This is a genomic window from Amycolatopsis sp. NPDC005003 (assembly GCF_053600695.1).
Genome location: NZ_JBSGAI010000048.1, coordinates 1 through 15,358 on the forward strand (window position 1 = coordinate 1; position 15,358 = coordinate 15,358).

General features: G+C 71.5%; 17 protein-coding genes. 1 reads left to right on the forward strand and 16 read right to left on the reverse strand.

Annotation, left to right across the window (positions count from 1 at the left end; genetic code table 11):
* Positions 1 to 125 precede the first annotated feature (125 nt).
* Positions 126 to 986 carry a 30S ribosomal protein S2 gene (gene rpsB / locus ACWED2_RS39205; protein WP_310974434.1) on the reverse strand — a complete coding sequence of 287 codons (861 nt, stop codon included), beginning with the start codon at positions 984 to 986 and terminating at the stop codon, positions 126 to 128.
* A gap of 1,041 nt (positions 987 to 2,027) precedes the next feature.
* Here rpsB and ACWED2_RS39210 point away from each other — a divergent pair.
* The gene (locus ACWED2_RS39210) at positions 2,028 to 2,564 is read left to right on the forward strand and encodes a M23 family metallopeptidase (RefSeq protein WP_449695583.1); all 537 of its coding nucleotides are present in this window, start codon (positions 2,028 to 2,030) and stop codon (positions 2,562 to 2,564) included.
* Here ACWED2_RS39210 and ACWED2_RS39215 read toward each other — a convergent pair whose 3' ends face one another.
* The 15 genes from ACWED2_RS39215 to ACWED2_RS39285 all read right to left on the reverse strand — a co-directional run bounded on the left by ACWED2_RS39215 (position 2,565) and on the right by ACWED2_RS39285 (position 15,316).
* Positions 2,565 to 3,413, reverse strand: coding sequence for a FliA/WhiG family RNA polymerase sigma factor (locus ACWED2_RS39215; protein ID WP_449695584.1), 849 nt, complete (start codon positions 3,411 to 3,413; stop codon positions 2,565 to 2,567).
* A gap of 109 nt (positions 3,414 to 3,522) precedes the next feature.
* A complete protein-coding gene (locus ACWED2_RS39220; RefSeq protein ID WP_449695585.1) occupies positions 3,523 to 4,503 on the reverse strand; it encodes a tyrosine recombinase XerC in 981 nt (326 codons plus the stop codon).
* A 102-nt stretch (positions 4,504 to 4,605) separates the two neighbouring features.
* The gene (dprA, locus tag ACWED2_RS39225; RefSeq protein WP_449695586.1) at positions 4,606 to 5,748 is read right to left on the reverse strand and encodes a DNA-processing protein DprA; all 1,143 of its coding nucleotides are present in this window, start codon (positions 5,746 to 5,748) and stop codon (positions 4,606 to 4,608) included.
* Between the two features lie 937 nt (positions 5,749 to 6,685).
* Positions 6,686 to 8,197: a YifB family Mg chelatase-like AAA ATPase gene (locus tag ACWED2_RS39230; protein WP_449695587.1), complete on the reverse strand. Its 1,512-nt coding sequence runs from the start codon at positions 8,195 to 8,197 to the stop codon at positions 6,686 to 6,688.
* Positions 8,197 to 8,574, reverse strand: a complete 378-nt coding sequence (locus ACWED2_RS39235) for a YraN family protein (protein WP_449695588.1) — start codon at positions 8,572 to 8,574, stop codon at positions 8,197 to 8,199. Before ACWED2_RS39235 ends, ACWED2_RS39230 begins: the two co-directional genes overlap by 1 nt.
* A 232-nt stretch (positions 8,575 to 8,806) precedes the next feature.
* The gene (locus ACWED2_RS39240; RefSeq protein WP_003096226.1) at positions 8,807 to 9,130 is read right to left on the reverse strand and encodes a DUF2469 domain-containing protein; all 324 of its coding nucleotides are present in this window, start codon (positions 9,128 to 9,130) and stop codon (positions 8,807 to 8,809) included.
* On the reverse strand, positions 9,127 to 9,969 hold the full coding sequence (locus ACWED2_RS39245) for a ribonuclease HII (protein WP_449663503.1): 843 nt from the start codon (positions 9,967 to 9,969) through the stop codon (positions 9,127 to 9,129). The genes ACWED2_RS39240 and ACWED2_RS39245 overlap by 4 nt, the downstream gene beginning before the upstream one ends.
* A gap of 90 nt (positions 9,970 to 10,059) precedes the next feature.
* Entirely contained in the window at positions 10,060 to 10,998 is a 939-nt protein-coding gene (gene lepB, locus ACWED2_RS39250; protein ID WP_449695589.1) for a signal peptidase I, read from the reverse strand.
* A 31-nt stretch (positions 10,999 to 11,029) separates the two neighbouring features.
* A complete protein-coding gene (rplS, locus tag ACWED2_RS39255) occupies positions 11,030 to 11,398 on the reverse strand; it encodes a 50S ribosomal protein L19 (protein WP_072480952.1) in 369 nt (122 codons plus the stop codon).
* A gap of 133 nt (positions 11,399 to 11,531) precedes the next feature.
* Positions 11,532 to 12,311 carry a tRNA (guanosine(37)-N1)-methyltransferase TrmD gene (gene trmD, locus ACWED2_RS39260; protein WP_449695590.1) on the reverse strand — a complete coding sequence of 260 codons (780 nt, stop codon included), beginning with the start codon at positions 12,309 to 12,311 and terminating at the stop codon, positions 11,532 to 11,534.
* Positions 12,311 to 12,823, reverse strand: a complete 513-nt coding sequence (gene rimM, locus ACWED2_RS39265; protein ID WP_449695591.1) for a ribosome maturation factor RimM — start codon at positions 12,821 to 12,823, stop codon at positions 12,311 to 12,313. The genes trmD and rimM overlap by 1 nt, the downstream gene beginning before the upstream one ends.
* A 23-nt stretch (positions 12,824 to 12,846) precedes the next feature.
* Entirely contained in the window at positions 12,847 to 13,086 is a 240-nt protein-coding gene (locus ACWED2_RS39270) for an RNA-binding protein (RefSeq protein WP_003103110.1), read from the reverse strand.
* Positions 13,083 to 13,526, reverse strand: a complete 444-nt coding sequence (gene rpsP / locus ACWED2_RS39275; protein WP_191310269.1) for a 30S ribosomal protein S16 — start codon at positions 13,524 to 13,526, stop codon at positions 13,083 to 13,085. The genes ACWED2_RS39270 and rpsP overlap by 4 nt, the downstream gene beginning before the upstream one ends.
* 159 nt (positions 13,527 to 13,685) lie before the next feature.
* Entirely contained in the window at positions 13,686 to 14,489 is an 804-nt protein-coding gene (locus ACWED2_RS39280) for a CPBP family intramembrane glutamic endopeptidase (RefSeq protein WP_449695592.1), read from the reverse strand.
* Between the two features lie 101 nt (positions 14,490 to 14,590).
* Positions 14,591 to 15,316: a CPBP family intramembrane glutamic endopeptidase gene (locus ACWED2_RS39285; RefSeq protein WP_449695593.1), complete on the reverse strand. Its 726-nt coding sequence runs from the start codon at positions 15,314 to 15,316 to the stop codon at positions 14,591 to 14,593.
* Positions 15,317 to 15,358: the final 42 nt, after the last annotated feature.

The window sequence follows — 15,358 nt, forward strand, 5'->3', positions numbered from 1 at the left end:
GTGACGTACTCGCGCCACTCGTCGGTGTAGCGGAGGACGGACTCCTGCGAAGCCGCGTTGAACTTCGCGATGCCCATCTCTTCGATCCGGGCCCCGGGGGCGCGGCCGCACGGGCGGGTGGAGCATCAGGAAGAGGCGGTCGCCTGCTCGGTGGCGGCTTCGGTCGCGGCAGCGGCCTCGGTCGCGTCGGCGGCGGCGGTCTCGGAGCCGGCGAGCAGCTCCTTCTCCCACTCGGCCAGCGGCTCGTCGGAGGCGACGCCCGGCTCCGGCTTCGCGTCGGCGGACGCACCGTTGCGGCTGGAGCGCGCCATCAGACCGGCGGCCGCGGCCTCGGCGACGACCTTGGTCAGCAGCGCGGCGGAGCGGATCGCGTCGTCGTTGCCCGGGATCGGGTAGTCGACCTCGTCCGGGTCGCAGTTGGTGTCCAGGATCGCGACGACCGGGATGTTCAGCTTCCGAGCCTCGCCGACGGCGATGTGCTCCTTCTTCGTGTCGACGATCCACACCGCGCTCGGCACCTTGGCCATGTCGCGGATACCGCCGAGGGTCTTCTCCAGCTTTTCCTTCTCGCGGGTCAGCGTCAGGATCTCGCGCTTGGTGAGGCCGGTGAAGCCACCGGTCTGCTCCTGGGCCTCGAGCTCCTTGAGGCGGAGGAGGCGCTTGTGCACGGTCTGGAAGTTGGTCAGCATGCCGCCGAGCCAGCGCTGGTTGACGTAGGGCATGCCCACGCGCGCGGCCTCGTTGGCGATGGCTTCCTGAGCCTGCTTCTTGGTGCCGACGAACATGATGGTGCCGCCGTGCGCGACGGTTTCCTTGATGAACTCGTACGCACGGTCGATGTAGGTCAGCGTCTGCTGCAGGTCGATGATGTAGATGCCGTTGCGCTCGGTGAAGATGTAGCGCTTCATCTTCGGGTTCCACCGGCGGGTCTGGTGCCCGAAGTGCACGCCGCTGTCGAGCAGCTGCTTCATGGTGACGACGGCCATTGCCGGAATCACACCTCTTCTGTGTAGTGCGCGCTTCGCTTCCGCTGACGCGCTGCTCGGTTTGTCGCTCGCGGCCGGGTGGCCGTTCGCCCTGGTGCCCGTGCCGGTGCCCGGACCCAGGGAGTAGAGGACCCCCAGGGACCGCCGGACCCCGTGCGCCCGCCCGGCTGTTTCCAGACCGGGGAACGCGCACGTGCACGCGAAGTCAGCCCGCTGAAACGGACTGCGCAGAAGATTCTACCCCCTCCCACCACCCCCGCCCCCACCGGCGGCCGCTCACCGGCACGGTTGTCCACATCGCCTCCGGTTATCCACAGATTTGCCGCCGCGGCCCCACGAGCCCCCGCGGTACCGCAGCCTGGAGTCATGGACTCGATCATGCGGTTCAGGCACCGGGTGCCGGGGTGGTTGGTGGGCGCGAGTGCGCTGGTCACGATGCTTTTCGGAGAGGTGGTTACGGGTGGCGAGGAGGGTATCCGGGCCCCGGGAGCGGCGGGTTGGCGGATTGACGAACCGACATCGGCAGCGCTGAGGACAGGTGCGGAGGCTCAGCCGCCCCGCGCCGTAGCGGAGCCATGGACGAGCGGCCTGGCACCGCCACCCCCGGACGCCCACCCGCCCGCCCCGGCGACGGCCGACCTCCGGGCAGGCCGTCTCGCGTCGCCAGCGGAGCCGACCGACTTCCAGGCGGACCACCTCATGTCGCCAGCGGGGCCGACCTGGCAGAGCCACCTCGCGGCGCAGAGCCACCTCGCGGCCCAGGCCGAGCCGACCTGGGCGAGCGACCTCGCGTCCCAGGCCGAGTCGGCCGACCTCCGGGCGGGCCACCTCATGCCGCCAGCGGAGCCGACCTCGCAGAGCCACCTCGCGGCCCCAGCGAGGCCGGCCGACCTCCAGGCGAGCGACCTCGCTCCCCCGGCGAAGCCGGGCTGGCGGCCGGCCGAGCCGACACCACCTGAACCTCGATCAGGTCGGCTCACCCTCACTCAGCCATCGTCGGCCGAGCCCGCACGTTCCCCCTCGTTCGCAGAGGCGCCGGCCATGCCGTGGGCGATCGCGCTCATGGCCGTCCCGTCACCGTCATCGGCAACGCCGTCGTTGCCACCACCGCCGGCGCCGTCGGACGGGGCCGGTGGTGCCCTCGCGGCGCGCCAACCGCGGCTCTCCTGGCCACTGTCACCCGTTCCGGTGATCACCAAATATTTCGACGCGCCCGAAACCCCCTTCGGCCCCGGCCATCGCGGCCTCGACCTGGCCGCCGTGCCCGGGCAGGACGTGCTGGCCGCCGACGCGGGCATCGTCGTCTTCGCCGGTTCCGTGGGCGGGCGGCCCGTGCTCTCCGTCGACCACGACGGTGGGCTGCGGACCACCTACGAGCCCGTCCTGCCGAAAGTGGCCGTGGGCGAACAGGTCTACCGGGGCCAGGTGCTCGGCACCGTCCTCGCCGGGCACCCCGGTTGCTCGGTGGTGGCGTGCCTGCACTGGGGCGTGCGGCGGGGTGAGGAGTACGTCGACCCCCTCGCGCTGACCGGCGAGGTCGGCGAATACCGGCTCAAGCCGTGGGGAGGTGATCGGTGATCAGGTGCCGGTCTGCTCGACCAGCTTGGCGCGCAACCGCATGACCGCCCGCGTGTGCAGCTGGCTCACCCGCGACTCCGTGACCCCGAGGACTTTGCCGATTTCGGCGAGGGTCAGGCTTTCGAAGTAGTAGAGGCTGACCACGATCTTGTCCCGCTCGGTGAGCTGCGCGATCGCCTGGGCGAGCTGGCGGCGGTTGTCCTGGTCGACGAGCACCGCGACCGGGTCGACGGCGTCGTCGTCGGGCAGCGTGTCGACCAACGAGCCGCTGTCCTTGCCCGCGGCCACCAGGTCTTCCAGCGCGACAACGCTGGTGAGCTGCAGCTGGCCGTAGAAGTCGCGCAGGTCGTCGAGGCCGATGCCGAGTTCGGCGGCGAGTTCCGCGTCGGTCGGGGTGCGGTGCAGGCGGGCGCCGAGGCGCTCCATCGCGCGCTCGGCTTCCTTGGCCTTGCTGCGGACCGCCCGGGGCACCCAGTCCTGCGAGCGGAGGTCGTCGAGGATCGCGCCGCGGATGCGCTGCATCGCATAGGTCTCGAAGCGCAGGCCGCGCTCGGGGTCGAACTTCTCGATCGCGTCGACGAGCCCGAAGATGCCCGACTGCACCAGGTCGCCGACGTCGATGTGGGTGGGCAACCCGGTGCCGACCCGGCCGGCGACGTACTTGACGAGCGGGGCGTAGTGCAGCACGAGCCGATCGCGCGACGCCTGGTCCGGGCTGTCGGCGAACTGCTGCCACAGAGCCGCGATTCCGGCGTCGACGTCGTAGCCGGCGCGGGTCTCCGCGGGCGCGGCAGCGTCACCGTGAGTGCTCACTCCGGCGGCTTCGGTCACGTGCGGGCCTGCGGTCATTGCACCGTCGTTCTCGGCATGCGGCTCAGTGTCGTCTCCGTGCTCGTGCGGATGCGCGTGCGCCGCCGGACCTGCTGGTGACAACCCCGGCGAGCCTCCCCCGGCCGCCTCAGGCCCTGGGGTGCGCTCGGTCATGGATCGCTTTCAACCGGTCGACGGTCACATGAGTGTAGAGCTGCGTCGTGGCAAGCGTAGCGTGACCAAGCAGTTCCTGAACGCTCCTGAGATCGGCGCCCCCTTCGAGCAGATGCGTCGCGGCGGAATGCCTGAGCCCGTGCGGCCCCATGTCGAGTGCTCCGGGCACCGCCGTGACGGCGTCGTGCACGACGCGCCGCACCGCGCGCGGGTCGAGGCGTTTGCCCCGGACACCGAGGAAAAGCGCGGGCTCAGTGCTCTCACCACCACTTTCGGCGATGATCTTCGGCCGGCCCTCGTCGATCCAGTCCTCGAGCGCCGCCGCCGCCGGAACGCCGAACGGGACGACGCGTTCCTTGCCGCCCTTCCCCAGGACCGTCACGACACGACGGGAGAAGTCGGCTCCGCCGACGTCCAGCCCGCACAACTCGGACACGCGGATGCCGGTGGCGTAGAGCAGCTCGACGATCGCGCGATCACGCAGGGCGACCGGATCGCGCTGCGCCGCGCCGGCGGCCGACGCCTGCATGACCTCCCCCGCCTGCCCGGCGCGCAGCACTCCGGGCAGGGTGCGGTGCGCGCGCGACGCCGCGAGCCGCCCTCCCGGATCCGTGGCGAGGATGCCGGTGCGGTGCGCCCAGGCGGTGAACGTCCGCGCCGAGGCGGCGCGCCGGGCGAGCGTCGTCCGGCTCGCCCCGCCGGACTGCTGGGCGGCGAGCCACGCCCGCAGCCGGGCGAGGTCGAGCTCCGCGACCTCACTGCCCCCGCCCGCGACGAACCCGAGCAGCGACACCGCGTCCCCGACGTACGCCCGGACGGTGTGCGAGGACAAGCCGCGTTCGAGCCCGAGGTGCCGTTCGTAGGCGGTGACGACGGCCCGCACGGGCTCGGGCAACGCGGCCCGCAGCGCGCGCAGGTCGGGACGGCGGCCCTGTCCGGAGCGTGGTGGCGGCATGATGTCACGCTGCGCGAACAACCGCCTTCGGTCAAGGATCGCCACGCGTCCCCACCGGACCGGCCGAATGCCGGCGACGATTCGGCCCGGATTTCGTCGTGGTCACGCGCTTTCCTTCCGTCGTCGCCAGCCGGACTCGCCGCGCACGGCGAATCCGTCGATTTCCAGTTCGGGCAGCAGCGCACGCACCCGCCGCAACGGGAGGCCGGACTCGGCCGCGACCTCGGCGTCGGACCGGTCGATGCGCACAGCCAGTGCCTCGAAGGCGCGCAAGGCCTCGGGCCCCAGCCGGTCGGTGCGCCGTTTCGGCCGGTCCGAGACGGTGTTCTCGGCGATGCCGAATCTTCCGACGGTCTCCAGGACTTCGTCGACGGACGAAACCAGCGTCGCTTTGGCGTCGCGGATCAGTTCGTGACAGCCGACGGACATCCCGGACGACACCGGTCCGGGCAAGGCCATCACAACCTTGCCGAAGGCGCCGGCGGCGCCGGCGGTGTTGCGGGCACCGCTGCGCCGTCCGGCCTCGACGACCAGGGTGCCCTCGGTGAGGGCGGCGATGAGCCGGTTGCGGACGAGGAAACGGTGCCGCGCCGGCTGGGTGCCGGGCGGATACTCGCTGACGACGGCGCCGCCGGAGTGGACGATCCGGGTCAGCAACCCGGCGTGCCCCGCCGGATAGCCGGTATCGACAGCGCATCCCAGCACGGCGACGGTGATGCCCTCGGCGGCGAGCGCACCGCGGTGCGCCGCCCCGTCGATGCCGTAGGCGGCACCAGAGAACACGGGCACGCCCCGGCCGGCCAGCCCGAAGGCGAACTCGGCGGCATGGTGCTCGCCGTAATCGGTCGCGGCACGAGCACCGACGATCGCCACGGCCCGATCGGCGGCGGTGCCGAGCGCAACCTCCCCGGCAACCCACAAGGCCAAGGGCGGCACGGCTTCGGCCACCCCATGCTTGGCGGCGACGCTCAGGGAGTGCAGAGGCCAGGCGGGCCACTCGGCGTCCTCGGGCACGACCAGGCGGGCACCGGCTGCGGCGGCTCGGGTGAAGTCCTGGCTGACGAGGTCGTAGCCTCGCCGCGCTTCGGTCACTTTGAGCACTTCGTCCGGGCAATCGCCGCGCCGAACGCGGTGGGCTGCCGCTATCGGCCCATGCGCGGCAACGAAGGCGACGAGGGCCGGCGCCGGCGGCTCGGCCACCCGCAGGAGGTACGCGCGAGCCTGCCGCAGTTCATCGGCGCTCATGCCGCCACCCGCCCTCGAACGGCCGGCGCCGACAACTCGACCGTCGGCTTCCGGAAAGCCTGCTCGAGTTCGGAGACGGGGCCGACTGGGCAGAGCGGCGCCAGCACGGCCACCAGCCCGCGCTCGGAGACGAAGGCGACCGGAGCGCTCGACGGCAACGTGGCCGCAGAGCGATACTCGGCAGGATCCGCGGGGGCCGGTGAGGCAGCCACCCGGAGCGGGGATGTACGAGCCCACAGGTGCCGGGCGACGCAACGCCGGCCGGCGCGAACGACCTTCTCCGGAAGAACCGCCGGCCCGCAGGCAGCGATGGACGGGACCGTGGCACGCTCCGGTGGGTCGGGCACTCCCACCCGGCACGCGCGAACCCGCCGCAATTCACCAGCATTCACGCCACCGCCCGCTCGGGGAGCCGATGTCACGCGTGCGGCGGAGAGGGCGATCACGGCCGGTACCGGCAACTCCCTCGCGTGCATCCCGGCGGCCGGCACCCGCGTCGGAGCGTGGCGAGTGAGAGGGACAACGAGGGTGGACGCCGCACGGGCAGGCGACGGCGCCTCAGCCGCCACCCGCTTCCGCAAAGGCGAGAGCCCATGCGCCGCCACCAATGCCATGAGCGCGGGCAGCAACTGCTCGGCTGCTGCCCGTCCCCGAGAAGCCGAAAGCCCAAGCTCGGCAGCCAACCCCACGAAGGCGGGCGCCGAGAGCGCGGGCAGCAACTGCTCAGCTGCGGCCCGTCCCGGAGAATCCGAAAGCCCAAGCTCGGCAACCAACCCCACGAAGGCGGGCGCCGAGAGCGCAGGCAACAACTGCTTAGCCGCTGACTGTTCCCGAGAAGGCGATGGCTCATGCATGGTGACCGACGCTGTGAAGCCGGGCGCCAAGGGCGCGGCCAGGCGCGTCAGGGAGGCGCGGGGAAGCCAGGGGTGGGTGGGGCTCATGCTGCCACCCGCTCTCGGAAGGCCAGGGCCGAGCCGATCTGGTCGGGGCCGGGGCGGGGCTCGCCGTCCAGGTCGGCCAGCGTCCAGGCGATTCGCAAGCAGCGGTCGGCGCCTCGGCCGCTCAACGCGCCGCGGTTCATTGCTTTGTCCAGGAGGGCCGTTGCTTCTGCCGGGAGGGCGAACTCGCGGCGGAGGGCCGGGCCGGGGACCTCCGAGTTCGACAGCCAGCCGTGTTCGCTCCAGCGCCGGGCTGCGCGTTCGCGGGCTGCGAATACTCGCTGGCGCACCGCTTCCGAGGGCTCCGCCGCGCCGGTGTCGTGGGCGCTGATCGCGCTCAGGGGACGCAACCGGACCCTCAGGTCGACGCGGTCGAGCAGCGGCCCGGAAAGCTTGCCGAGGTAGCGGCGGCGGGCGCTCGGCGAGCACACGCAGTCCGCATCCTTCGGCGGCGCGCACGCGCACGGGTTGGTCGCGAGGACCAGCTGGAACCGCGCCGGGTAGGTGATCGAGCCCTTGACCCGGGAAATGCGGACCTCGCCCTCTTCCAGGACGGTCCGGAGCGATTCGAGACACTGGCCGCCGAACTCGCAGACCTCGTCGAGGAACAGGACTCCGCGGTGTGCCCGGCTGATCGCGCCCGGCGAAGCCACGCCGCTGCCGCCGCCGATCAGGGCCGGTACGGAGATCGAATAGTGCGGAGCGACGAACGGCGGGACGGTGACCAGCGGCGACGACTTCGACAGCGAACCGTCGACCGAGTGGACCGCGGTGACCTCCAACGACTCCTCCGGAGTCAGCTGCGGGAGAAGCCCGGGCAGCCGCTTCGCCAGCATCGTCTTGCCCACCCCGGGCGGGCCCGTCAGGAGGAGGTGATGCCCGCCCGCCGCGGCGACCTCCAGCGCCCAGCGCGCCTCCGGCTGGCCGACGACGTCCGCGAGGTCCGGCACCTCCGGCGGGGTCACCGGACCGGGCGGCTCGGGGCGGACCAGCTCGGCTTCGCGGTTCAGCCAAGCCACGAAGTCGCGCAAGTGGGGCGCACCCGAGACTTCGATGCCGTCCACGAGGGCGGCCTCGACGAGGGAGTCCACCGGCACGACTGCTCGCCCGTAGCCGGCCTCCCGGGCCGCCAGCAGGCCGGGGAGGATGCCGCGGACCGCGCGGATCCGGCCGTCCAAGGCCAGTTCGCCGAGCAGCACGGTGCCGAGCAACCGGGTTGCCGGGACCGCACCCGATGCCGCCAGCACCGCCGCCGCGATGCCGAGGTCGAAGGCGGAGCCCATCTTGGGCAGGTTCGCCGGGGACAGGCCGAGGGTGACCTTGCCGTCGGGCCAGGGCTGCCCGGAATTGCGGACGGCGGACCGGACCCGGTCCTTCGCCTCGCGCAGCCCGGCGTCGGGCAGGCCCACGAGGGTGATCCGGCTCAAGCCGCCACCGAGGTCGGCCTCGATCTCGATCACCCGGCCGTTGATGCCGAGGAGACCGGCCGACCAAGCTTTGGCGATGGGCATCAGAACGCCGCCTCGATGTGCTGGAGCTGCGGACTGGTGCCCGGCTCGGCGAGGATCGTGACGACGTCGTAGCGGACGGGACACCAGCCGATGCGGGCTTCGCGGAGCCAGCGCTGGGCGGCTCGGCGGACCCGGCCGGCTTTCTCGTCGGTGACCGTCTCCGACGGAAGACCGAACTCGGTGCCGGAGCGGGTTTTCACCTCGCAGACGATGACGCGGGTGCGATCGGTGAGGACGAGGTCCAGCTCGCCTTCGCGGCAGCGCCAGTTGCGGGCCAGCAGGACGAGGCCGCGGTCCTGGAGGAAGCCGAGAGCGATGTCTTCGCCCCAGGCGCCCAGGTCGCGGCGGTGTCTCGCGAGCTCGTCGGTGCCCGTCATCGTGGTTCGCCCCCTCGTCGGTGCGCAGCTGTCACCGGGGCGGTCCCGGTGATCACGGTGCGTGTTTCCGACGATGCCAGCGGGCGGACGGGGTTCACCAGACCCGGATCGCGAAGCTGTGGACAACCGGGGTGTTGTGGATAACCGACCTAGCCCCAGGCAGTGGTGCCTGCGAAAGAAACTGCGCCGGTTCACCCAGCGGGGTGAGCCGGCGCGGTCGTCGACGAGCGGACTAGCCCGAGAACGGGCCGTCTTCCGGCAGGCGGAGGTCCGGCTTGTCCAGTTCCTCCACGTTGACGTCCTTGAACGTGATGACCCGGACGTGCTTGACGAAGCGGGCCGGGCGGTACATGTCCCAGACCCACGCGTCGGACATGCGGACCTCGAAGTACACCTCGCCACCGCCGTCGCGGACCTGGACGTCCACCGCGTTGGCCAGGTAGAACCGACGCTCGGTCTCCACCACGTACGAGAACTGGCCGACTATGTCGCGGTACTCGCGGTACAGCGAGAGCTCCATCTCGGTCTCGTACTTCTCGAGATCCTCTGCGCTCATGAAATCCGCGCCCCTCCTCGGGATCGTGCTGCTGCTCCGCCGGCGGAGCGTTCATTGTGACCCACACCCGCGGCCGGGGCATGCAGCGGCAGGCTGAGTTGCGGTTCCAATGCCTCGTCGAGGACCGCGGCGAGGCCGGCCGCGCCGGGCGTCTCCATGGCCTTCTCCAACGCCGCGTACGTCAGCAGGACCGGCCGCGCCGGGCGCAGGCCGTGCTTGACGGCGACCGTGGCCACGTTCGTGTACGACCAGCGGTGGACGTCGCTGGGGCCGTGCTCGCGCAGCGCCGCCAGGTGGTCGGACGTGCTGTACCCCTTGTGCACGTCGAACCCGTAGTGCGGGAAGTCGTCGTGGTAGCCCGCCATGATGCGGTCTCGCGTCACCTTCGCCAGCACCGACGCGGCCGCGATGCAGGCCACCGAACGGTCGCCCTTGATGACCGCGGCGTTCGGGGCGGTCAGCCCCGGGACGCGGAACCCGTCGGTCAGGACGTAACCCGGCTGCACGCGCAGAGCCGCCGCGGCGCGGCGCATGCCCTCCAGGTTCATCACCCGGATGCCGTAGAGGTCGACCTCTTCGGTCGGGATGACGATCACCGAGTAGTCGACGGCCCGGGCGAGGACCAGGTCGTAGACCCGGTCCCGCGCCTTGGCCGTCATCATCTTCGAATCCGTCAGCTCGGTCAGCTTCGCCGCGTCGCCCTGCTTGAGCACGCAGGCCGCGACCACCAGCGGCCCCGCGCACGCACCGGCGCCGGCTTCGTCCACGCCGGCGACCGGGCCGAGGCCACGGCGGTCGAGGGCGCCCTGCAGACCCCAGAAGAGGTCGCCGCGCACCACGGCTCGCGGTGGCCGGATCGGCTCGGCCGCCGTCAGGGGAACGGGAAGTGTCAAGGCTGGATCACCCGTCTGCCGGCAAGGGTCGGGTGGCTAGGGTTTCCGCCCGGCCGCCCGGCGCAGTCCGGACTTGAGCTTGCGGCCGACGAACAACGCCGGCCACGCCGCCGCGATCCCGGCGCCGAGCGGGAGCCCGCTCTGCCAGGCCGGCGCACCCAGTGCCACCGGCTGCGCCGCTTGCTGCGGGTTGTGGTCGGTGATCCCGCCCCACCGGCCCGGCGGCAGGACGATGATCCGCGCCTTGCCGATGATGTTCTCCACCGGGACCGCGCCGTTCACGCCGCCGCCACCCTGGAACCGGGAGTCGTCGGAGTTGTTGCGGTTGTCGCCCATCACCCAGACCATCCCGGCGGGAACCTTGACCGGTTCGAACGCCCTCTGCTCCTGGACGGACGGGTCTTCCCAGTGGATGTACGGCTCGTCGAGCGCCTTGCCGTCCACGATCACGCGGCCCTGCGGGTCGCAGCACTGGACGGTCTGGCCACCGACCGCGATCACGCGCTTGACGAAGTCGCGCTCGTCCGGCGGGGCGAACCCCACCAGCGAGCCGAGGCCGCGCAGGCCCTGGACGACGATGTTGCTCGACTCCTGCGGCGCGATCTCGTTGTTGATCCACGCCTGCGGGCCCTTGAAGACGATCACGTCGCCCGGGGAGGGCTCGGTGAAGTCGTAGGTGACCCGGTCGACCAGGATCCGGTCTCCGGTGCACCCGGGACACCCGTGCAGGGTGGCCTCCATGGAGCCCGAAGGGATCATGAAGACCTTCGCGAGGAATGTCTGGATCAGGATCGTGAGCACCAGAGCGATCACGAGCAGGATCGGCAGTTCCTTCCAGAACGACCGTTTCTTGGCGGGCTTGGCTCGCCGCCGGCGGGATCCCCCGCGCTCCTCGGAGCGGGACAGCCTGGGCCTGTCCTCTTCGGAGCGATCGGGGTCATCCTCGGGAGCGTTCTGGGACACGGGTTCGGCCACGTCGTCAGGCTACCGGTAACCGCGTGGTGACTCAGTTAGCCGACGCCGTCTCGCGGTTCTCGCGGCGCTCCTTGATCTTGGCGGCCTTGCCGCGCAGGTCGCGGAGGTAGTACAGCTTGGCCCGGCGGACGTCGCCGCGCTTGAAGACCTCGATCGAGGCGATGTTCGGCGAGTGCACCGGGAAGGTGCGCTCGACGCCGACGCCGAACGAAACCTTGCGCACGGTGAAGGTCTCCCGGATGCCACCGCCCTGACGGCGGATGACCACGCCCTGGAAGACCTGGTTGCGCTCGCGGTTGCCCTCGATGACGCGGACACTCACCTTGAGCGTGTCGCCCGGGCGGAAGTCCGGGATGTCGGAACGCAGCGACTGCTTGTCCAGCGCGTCCAGGGTGTTCATCGGTGGTCCGTCCTCGTCTTCGGTATGGCTTGCGTACAGATCCCGGGCGCGCAACGGTGCCGCTGCGGGCGACCCGGGGGGCTGATGGCGGGCTCGTGGACGAGGAGGTCCACTCACGCCAACCTGTCAAGTATTACAGACCGGGATCGGGCCGGGAGAACCGGCCCTCGGCCTGCTCGGGGTCCAAGCCCTCCAGGACCCCGCGGTCGTGCTTGTCCAGGCTACCTTCCGGCAGCGCCGCCAGGAGATCGGGGCGGCGGCGGGCGGTGCGCTCGAGGGCCTGGTCACGCCGCCAGCGGTCGATCAGCGCGTGGTTGCCCGACCGCAGCACCTCCGGCACGGCCAGGTCCCGCCACACCTCCGGGCGCGTGTAGCTGGGCCCTTCGAGCAGGCCGTCGGAGAACGAGTCCTCGGCGGCCGAACGCGCGTTGCCGAGCACGCCGGGCAGCAGCCGGACGACGGCCTCGACGATGACCAGCACCGCCGCCTCGCCGCCGACCAGGACGTAATCGCCGATCGACACCTCGTCGACCGGCATCCGCCGGGCCGCGTCGTCGACGACCCGCTGGTCGATGCCCTCGTAGCGGCCGCAGGCGAAGACCAGGTGCTTCTCCGCCGCGTAGGCGTGCGCCAGCTCCTGGGTGAACGGCCGCCCGGCCGGTGTCGGGACGACGAGCCGCGTCTCGGGACGGCAGACGTCGTCCAGCGCCGGACCCCAGATCTGCGGCTTCATCACCATGCCGGGGCCGCCGCCGTACGGCGCGTCGTCAACCGCGCGGTGCACGTCGTGGGTCCAGTCGCGCAGGTCGTGCACGCCGACCTCGATGAGGCCGCGGTCGATCGCCCGGCCCAGCAGCGCGGCGCGCAGCGGGTCGAGGTACTCGGGGAAGATCGTGACGACGTCGATCCGCATCACGCGTCCAGGAGCCCTTCCGGCGGGTCGAGCACGACCCGGCCGCCCGCGACGTCCACCGTGGGGACGATCGCGCGGACGAACGGCACGAGGACCGAGCGACCCTCGACGTCCAGCTCCAGCAGCTCACCCGCGGGCGAGTGGACGACCTCGACGACCTTCCCGACGACCACGCCGTCGAGAAGCTCGGCCCGCAGGCCGGCCAGCTCGTGGTCGTAGAACTCGTCGGGGTCCGACGTCGGCGGCAACGTGGCCGTGTCGGCCACCAGCAGCGCACCCCGCAGCGTCTCGGCGACGTCGCGGGTCAGCACCTCCTCGAAACGCACCAGCAGCCGCCCGCTGTGTTCGCGGGCGGCTGCGATGGTGAGTTCCCTTTTGCTGCCGTCACGCAGCTTCGTCGTGACGGCCGCACCGACCTTGAACCGCTCTTCCGGCGAGTCCGTGCGCACGTCCACCGCGAGTTCCCCGCGGATTCCGTGCGCCTTCGCGATGCGGCCGACTACGACGTCCATCCTGACCGTTTCCGAAAAGGCGCTCAGCGGTCGGTGTCGACGACGTCCACGCGGACGCCGCGGCCACCGATGCCGCCCATGACGGTGCGCAGGGCGGTCGCCGTGCGGCCGCCCCGGCCGATCACCTTGCCGAGGTCGTCGGGGTGCACGTGCACCTCGAGCGTGCGGCCACGGCGGGTGGTCAGCAGCTCGACCCGGACCTCGTCCGGGTTGTCGACGATCCCGCGCACCAGGTGCTCGAGGGAGTCCGCGAGGAAACTCACTCGGACTTCTCGCCCTCAGCGGCCTCCGCCTTCTCGGCCTCGGCCTTCTTCGGGGCGGACTTCTTCTTCGGCGTGGTGGCCTCGGTGGTGGGCTCCTCGCCGGCCGCGGCCAGCGCCGCGTTGAACAGGTCCTGCTTGGACGGCTTCGGCTCGGCCACCTTCAGGGTGCCCTCGGCGCCCGGCAGGCCCTTGAACTTCTGCCAGTCACCGGTGATCTCCAGCAGGCGCTGGACCGGCTCGGTCGGCTGCGCGCCGACACCCAGCCAGTACTGGGCGCGCTCGGAGACGACCTCGATCAGGCTCGGCTCTTCCTTCGGGTGGTACTTGCCGATCGTCTCGATGGCCTTGCCGTCCCGGCGGGTGCGCGCGTCGGCGACGATGATGCGGTAGTACGGCGCACGGATCTTGCCGAGGCGCTGCAGCTTGATCTTGACGGCCACGGGTGTGGGTTCTCCTCGAATCTCTCTGGTGCTGGGCTGGGCGCACGCGGGCCGAGTGGGGACACGGACGCGGGCACCCGAAGGTCAGGAGCTTTCGCACGGTGAGAGGGTCCGGCGGAAGCAGGCAGTGACCCATTCTGCCAGACGGCACCCGCGCACCTAGAAAGAGGCCACCCCGAGGGCCCCGAGCAGGATGGTCAGCGCCGGCAGGAAGTTGTTCACCTGGTGCGCCACGATGCTGCCCGGCAGGCGGCCGGTGACCAGCCGCACCAGGCCGATCGGCACCGCGATGACCAGCAGCAACGTCGTCCGGAGGGGCTCGAGGTGGCTGGCCGCGAACACCGCCGTCGACAGCAGGAACGCCGCGACGCGGCCCCAGCGCTCGCTGCGCCACTGCAGCTGTTCCGCCGCGCCCCAGAGCAGGCCGCGGTAGATGATCTCCTCGCAGATCGGGCCCAGCAGCCAGAGGTAGACGAACATCACCAGGGCCGCCGAAACCGACATCCGGCGGTCCTCGACCAGCGCGCTGATCGCCGACGTCGCGTTCGCGTCGCCGACCAGCCGCGTCCACAGGTAGGCGGCGATCGTGGTGGAGACGAGCCCGACGCAGCCGTACCGGAGCCCGGTCTTCACGTCGGCCCAGCGCCACTCCAGCCGCAGGTCGGCCACCGGTCCGTTGCCGCGGACGAAGGTGATCAGCACCGCGACGCCGGCCGCGATCATCGTCGGCAGCATGGTGCCGAGCAGCACGACGCGCATCGGCAGCGGGCCGGGCCCGGTGTCGCCGACGAGGACGGACACGAAGGCCGCGGAGGCCAGGAGCACGGCTTCGACGAGCAGGAACGCCCCGAAGCCCCACCGGTGCCGCGGCGCGGGCGGCAGGAAGGCGGTCGCGGCGGGCTCCTCGGGCTCGGGCAACGGCGTGGCGTCGGCAGCCGGGTCCCGGGGCTGGGAAGTGGTCACGCCTTGCCCTCCGCGTCGGTCGGCTCCAGAGGTCGAGCCTAGCCGCCGGGATGTGATCGCACAGTATCCGTCCAGCTACTGTCCATCGAACTTCGCAACGTTCAGTGCGCGACGAACAGCAGCACCGCGGGCGGCAGGTTGTTCGCCGCGTGGGCGATCACCCCGGCGCTGACCCGGCCGGACAGGTACCGGGCCAGCCCCATCGCGATGCCCTGGCCGAAGAGCGCGATGGTGCGGGTCGGCTCGCCGTGCAGCTGGGCGAACACGAGCGAGGTGAGCACGAGCACCACCCACGGCGGCACCCGGTGGACCGACAGCGCGTTCCACAGCGTGCCGCGGACCAGCAGTTCCTCGGTGATCGGCGCGCCGGCGATGACGATCACCGCGGCGAGCACCAGCCACACCGTGTCGCCGTCGAAGGTGTCGGCGAGGTCGGTCAGCGGGCTGTCGGAGCCGTCGTCGGCGCCGTAGACCGCGATCAGCATCAGGTTGAGCAGGTAGCCGACGACCAGCGCGAGCACCCCGCAGGCGAGGCCGATCCGGACGTCGCGCCAGGTCGGCTTGAGGCCGAAGTCGGCGCGCAGCCCCTCGCCCCACAGCCACGAGCCGGCCGCCGGGCCGAGGCCGAGCAGCAGGTTGGGCACGAACGCCAGGAGCAGGAGCGGCCCGATGTCGTGCAGTTCGAGGGGGTCGAACTCGCCGACGTTGCGGTTCACCGCCGCGGCGATGATCAGGTTGGTCAGGTAGTAGCCGGCGATGCCGGCGAAGAACGCCACGAAACACCAGTGCGCTCCCAGCACGCGCCGTGCGCCGTCGTCGTCCGTCACGTCTCCCACGCTAAAGTGCCGCCCCCGCAAGGAAATCAGCGG

What these genes read in the sequence shown, in the direction of transcription:
- rpsB (WP_310974434.1), bottom strand. Translation starts at nt 986, where the DNA reads ATGGCCGTCGTCACCATGAAGCAGCTGCTCGACAGCGGCGTGCACTTC.
- ACWED2_RS39210 (WP_449695583.1), top strand. Translation starts at nt 2,028, where the DNA reads ATGCCGTGGGCGATCGCGCTCATGGCCGTCCCGTCACCGTCATCGGCA.
- ACWED2_RS39215 (WP_449695584.1), bottom strand. Translation starts at nt 3,413, where the DNA reads ATGACCGCAGGCCCGCACGTGACCGAAGCCGCCGGAGTGAGCACTCAC.
- ACWED2_RS39220 (WP_449695585.1), bottom strand. Translation starts at nt 4,503, where the DNA reads ATGCCGCCACCACGCTCCGGACAGGGCCGCCGTCCCGACCTGCGCGCG.
- dprA (WP_449695586.1), bottom strand. Translation starts at nt 5,748, where the DNA reads ATGAGCGCCGATGAACTGCGGCAGGCTCGCGCGTACCTCCTGCGGGTG.
- ACWED2_RS39230 (WP_449695587.1), bottom strand. Translation starts at nt 8,197, where the DNA reads ATGCCCATCGCCAAAGCTTGGTCGGCCGGTCTCCTCGGCATCAACGGC.
- ACWED2_RS39235 (WP_449695588.1), bottom strand. Translation starts at nt 8,574, where the DNA reads ATGACGGGCACCGACGAGCTCGCGAGACACCGCCGCGACCTGGGCGCC.
- ACWED2_RS39240 (WP_003096226.1), bottom strand. Translation starts at nt 9,130, where the DNA reads ATGAGCGCAGAGGATCTCGAGAAGTACGAGACCGAGATGGAGCTCTCG.
- rplS (WP_072480952.1), bottom strand. Translation starts at nt 11,398, where the DNA reads ATGAACACCCTGGACGCGCTGGACAAGCAGTCGCTGCGTTCCGACATC.
- trmD (WP_449695590.1), bottom strand. Translation starts at nt 12,311, where the DNA reads ATGCGGATCGACGTCGTCACGATCTTCCCCGAGTACCTCGACCCGCTG.
- rimM (WP_449695591.1), bottom strand. Translation starts at nt 12,823, where the DNA reads ATGGACGTCGTAGTCGGCCGCATCGCGAAGGCGCACGGAATCCGCGGG.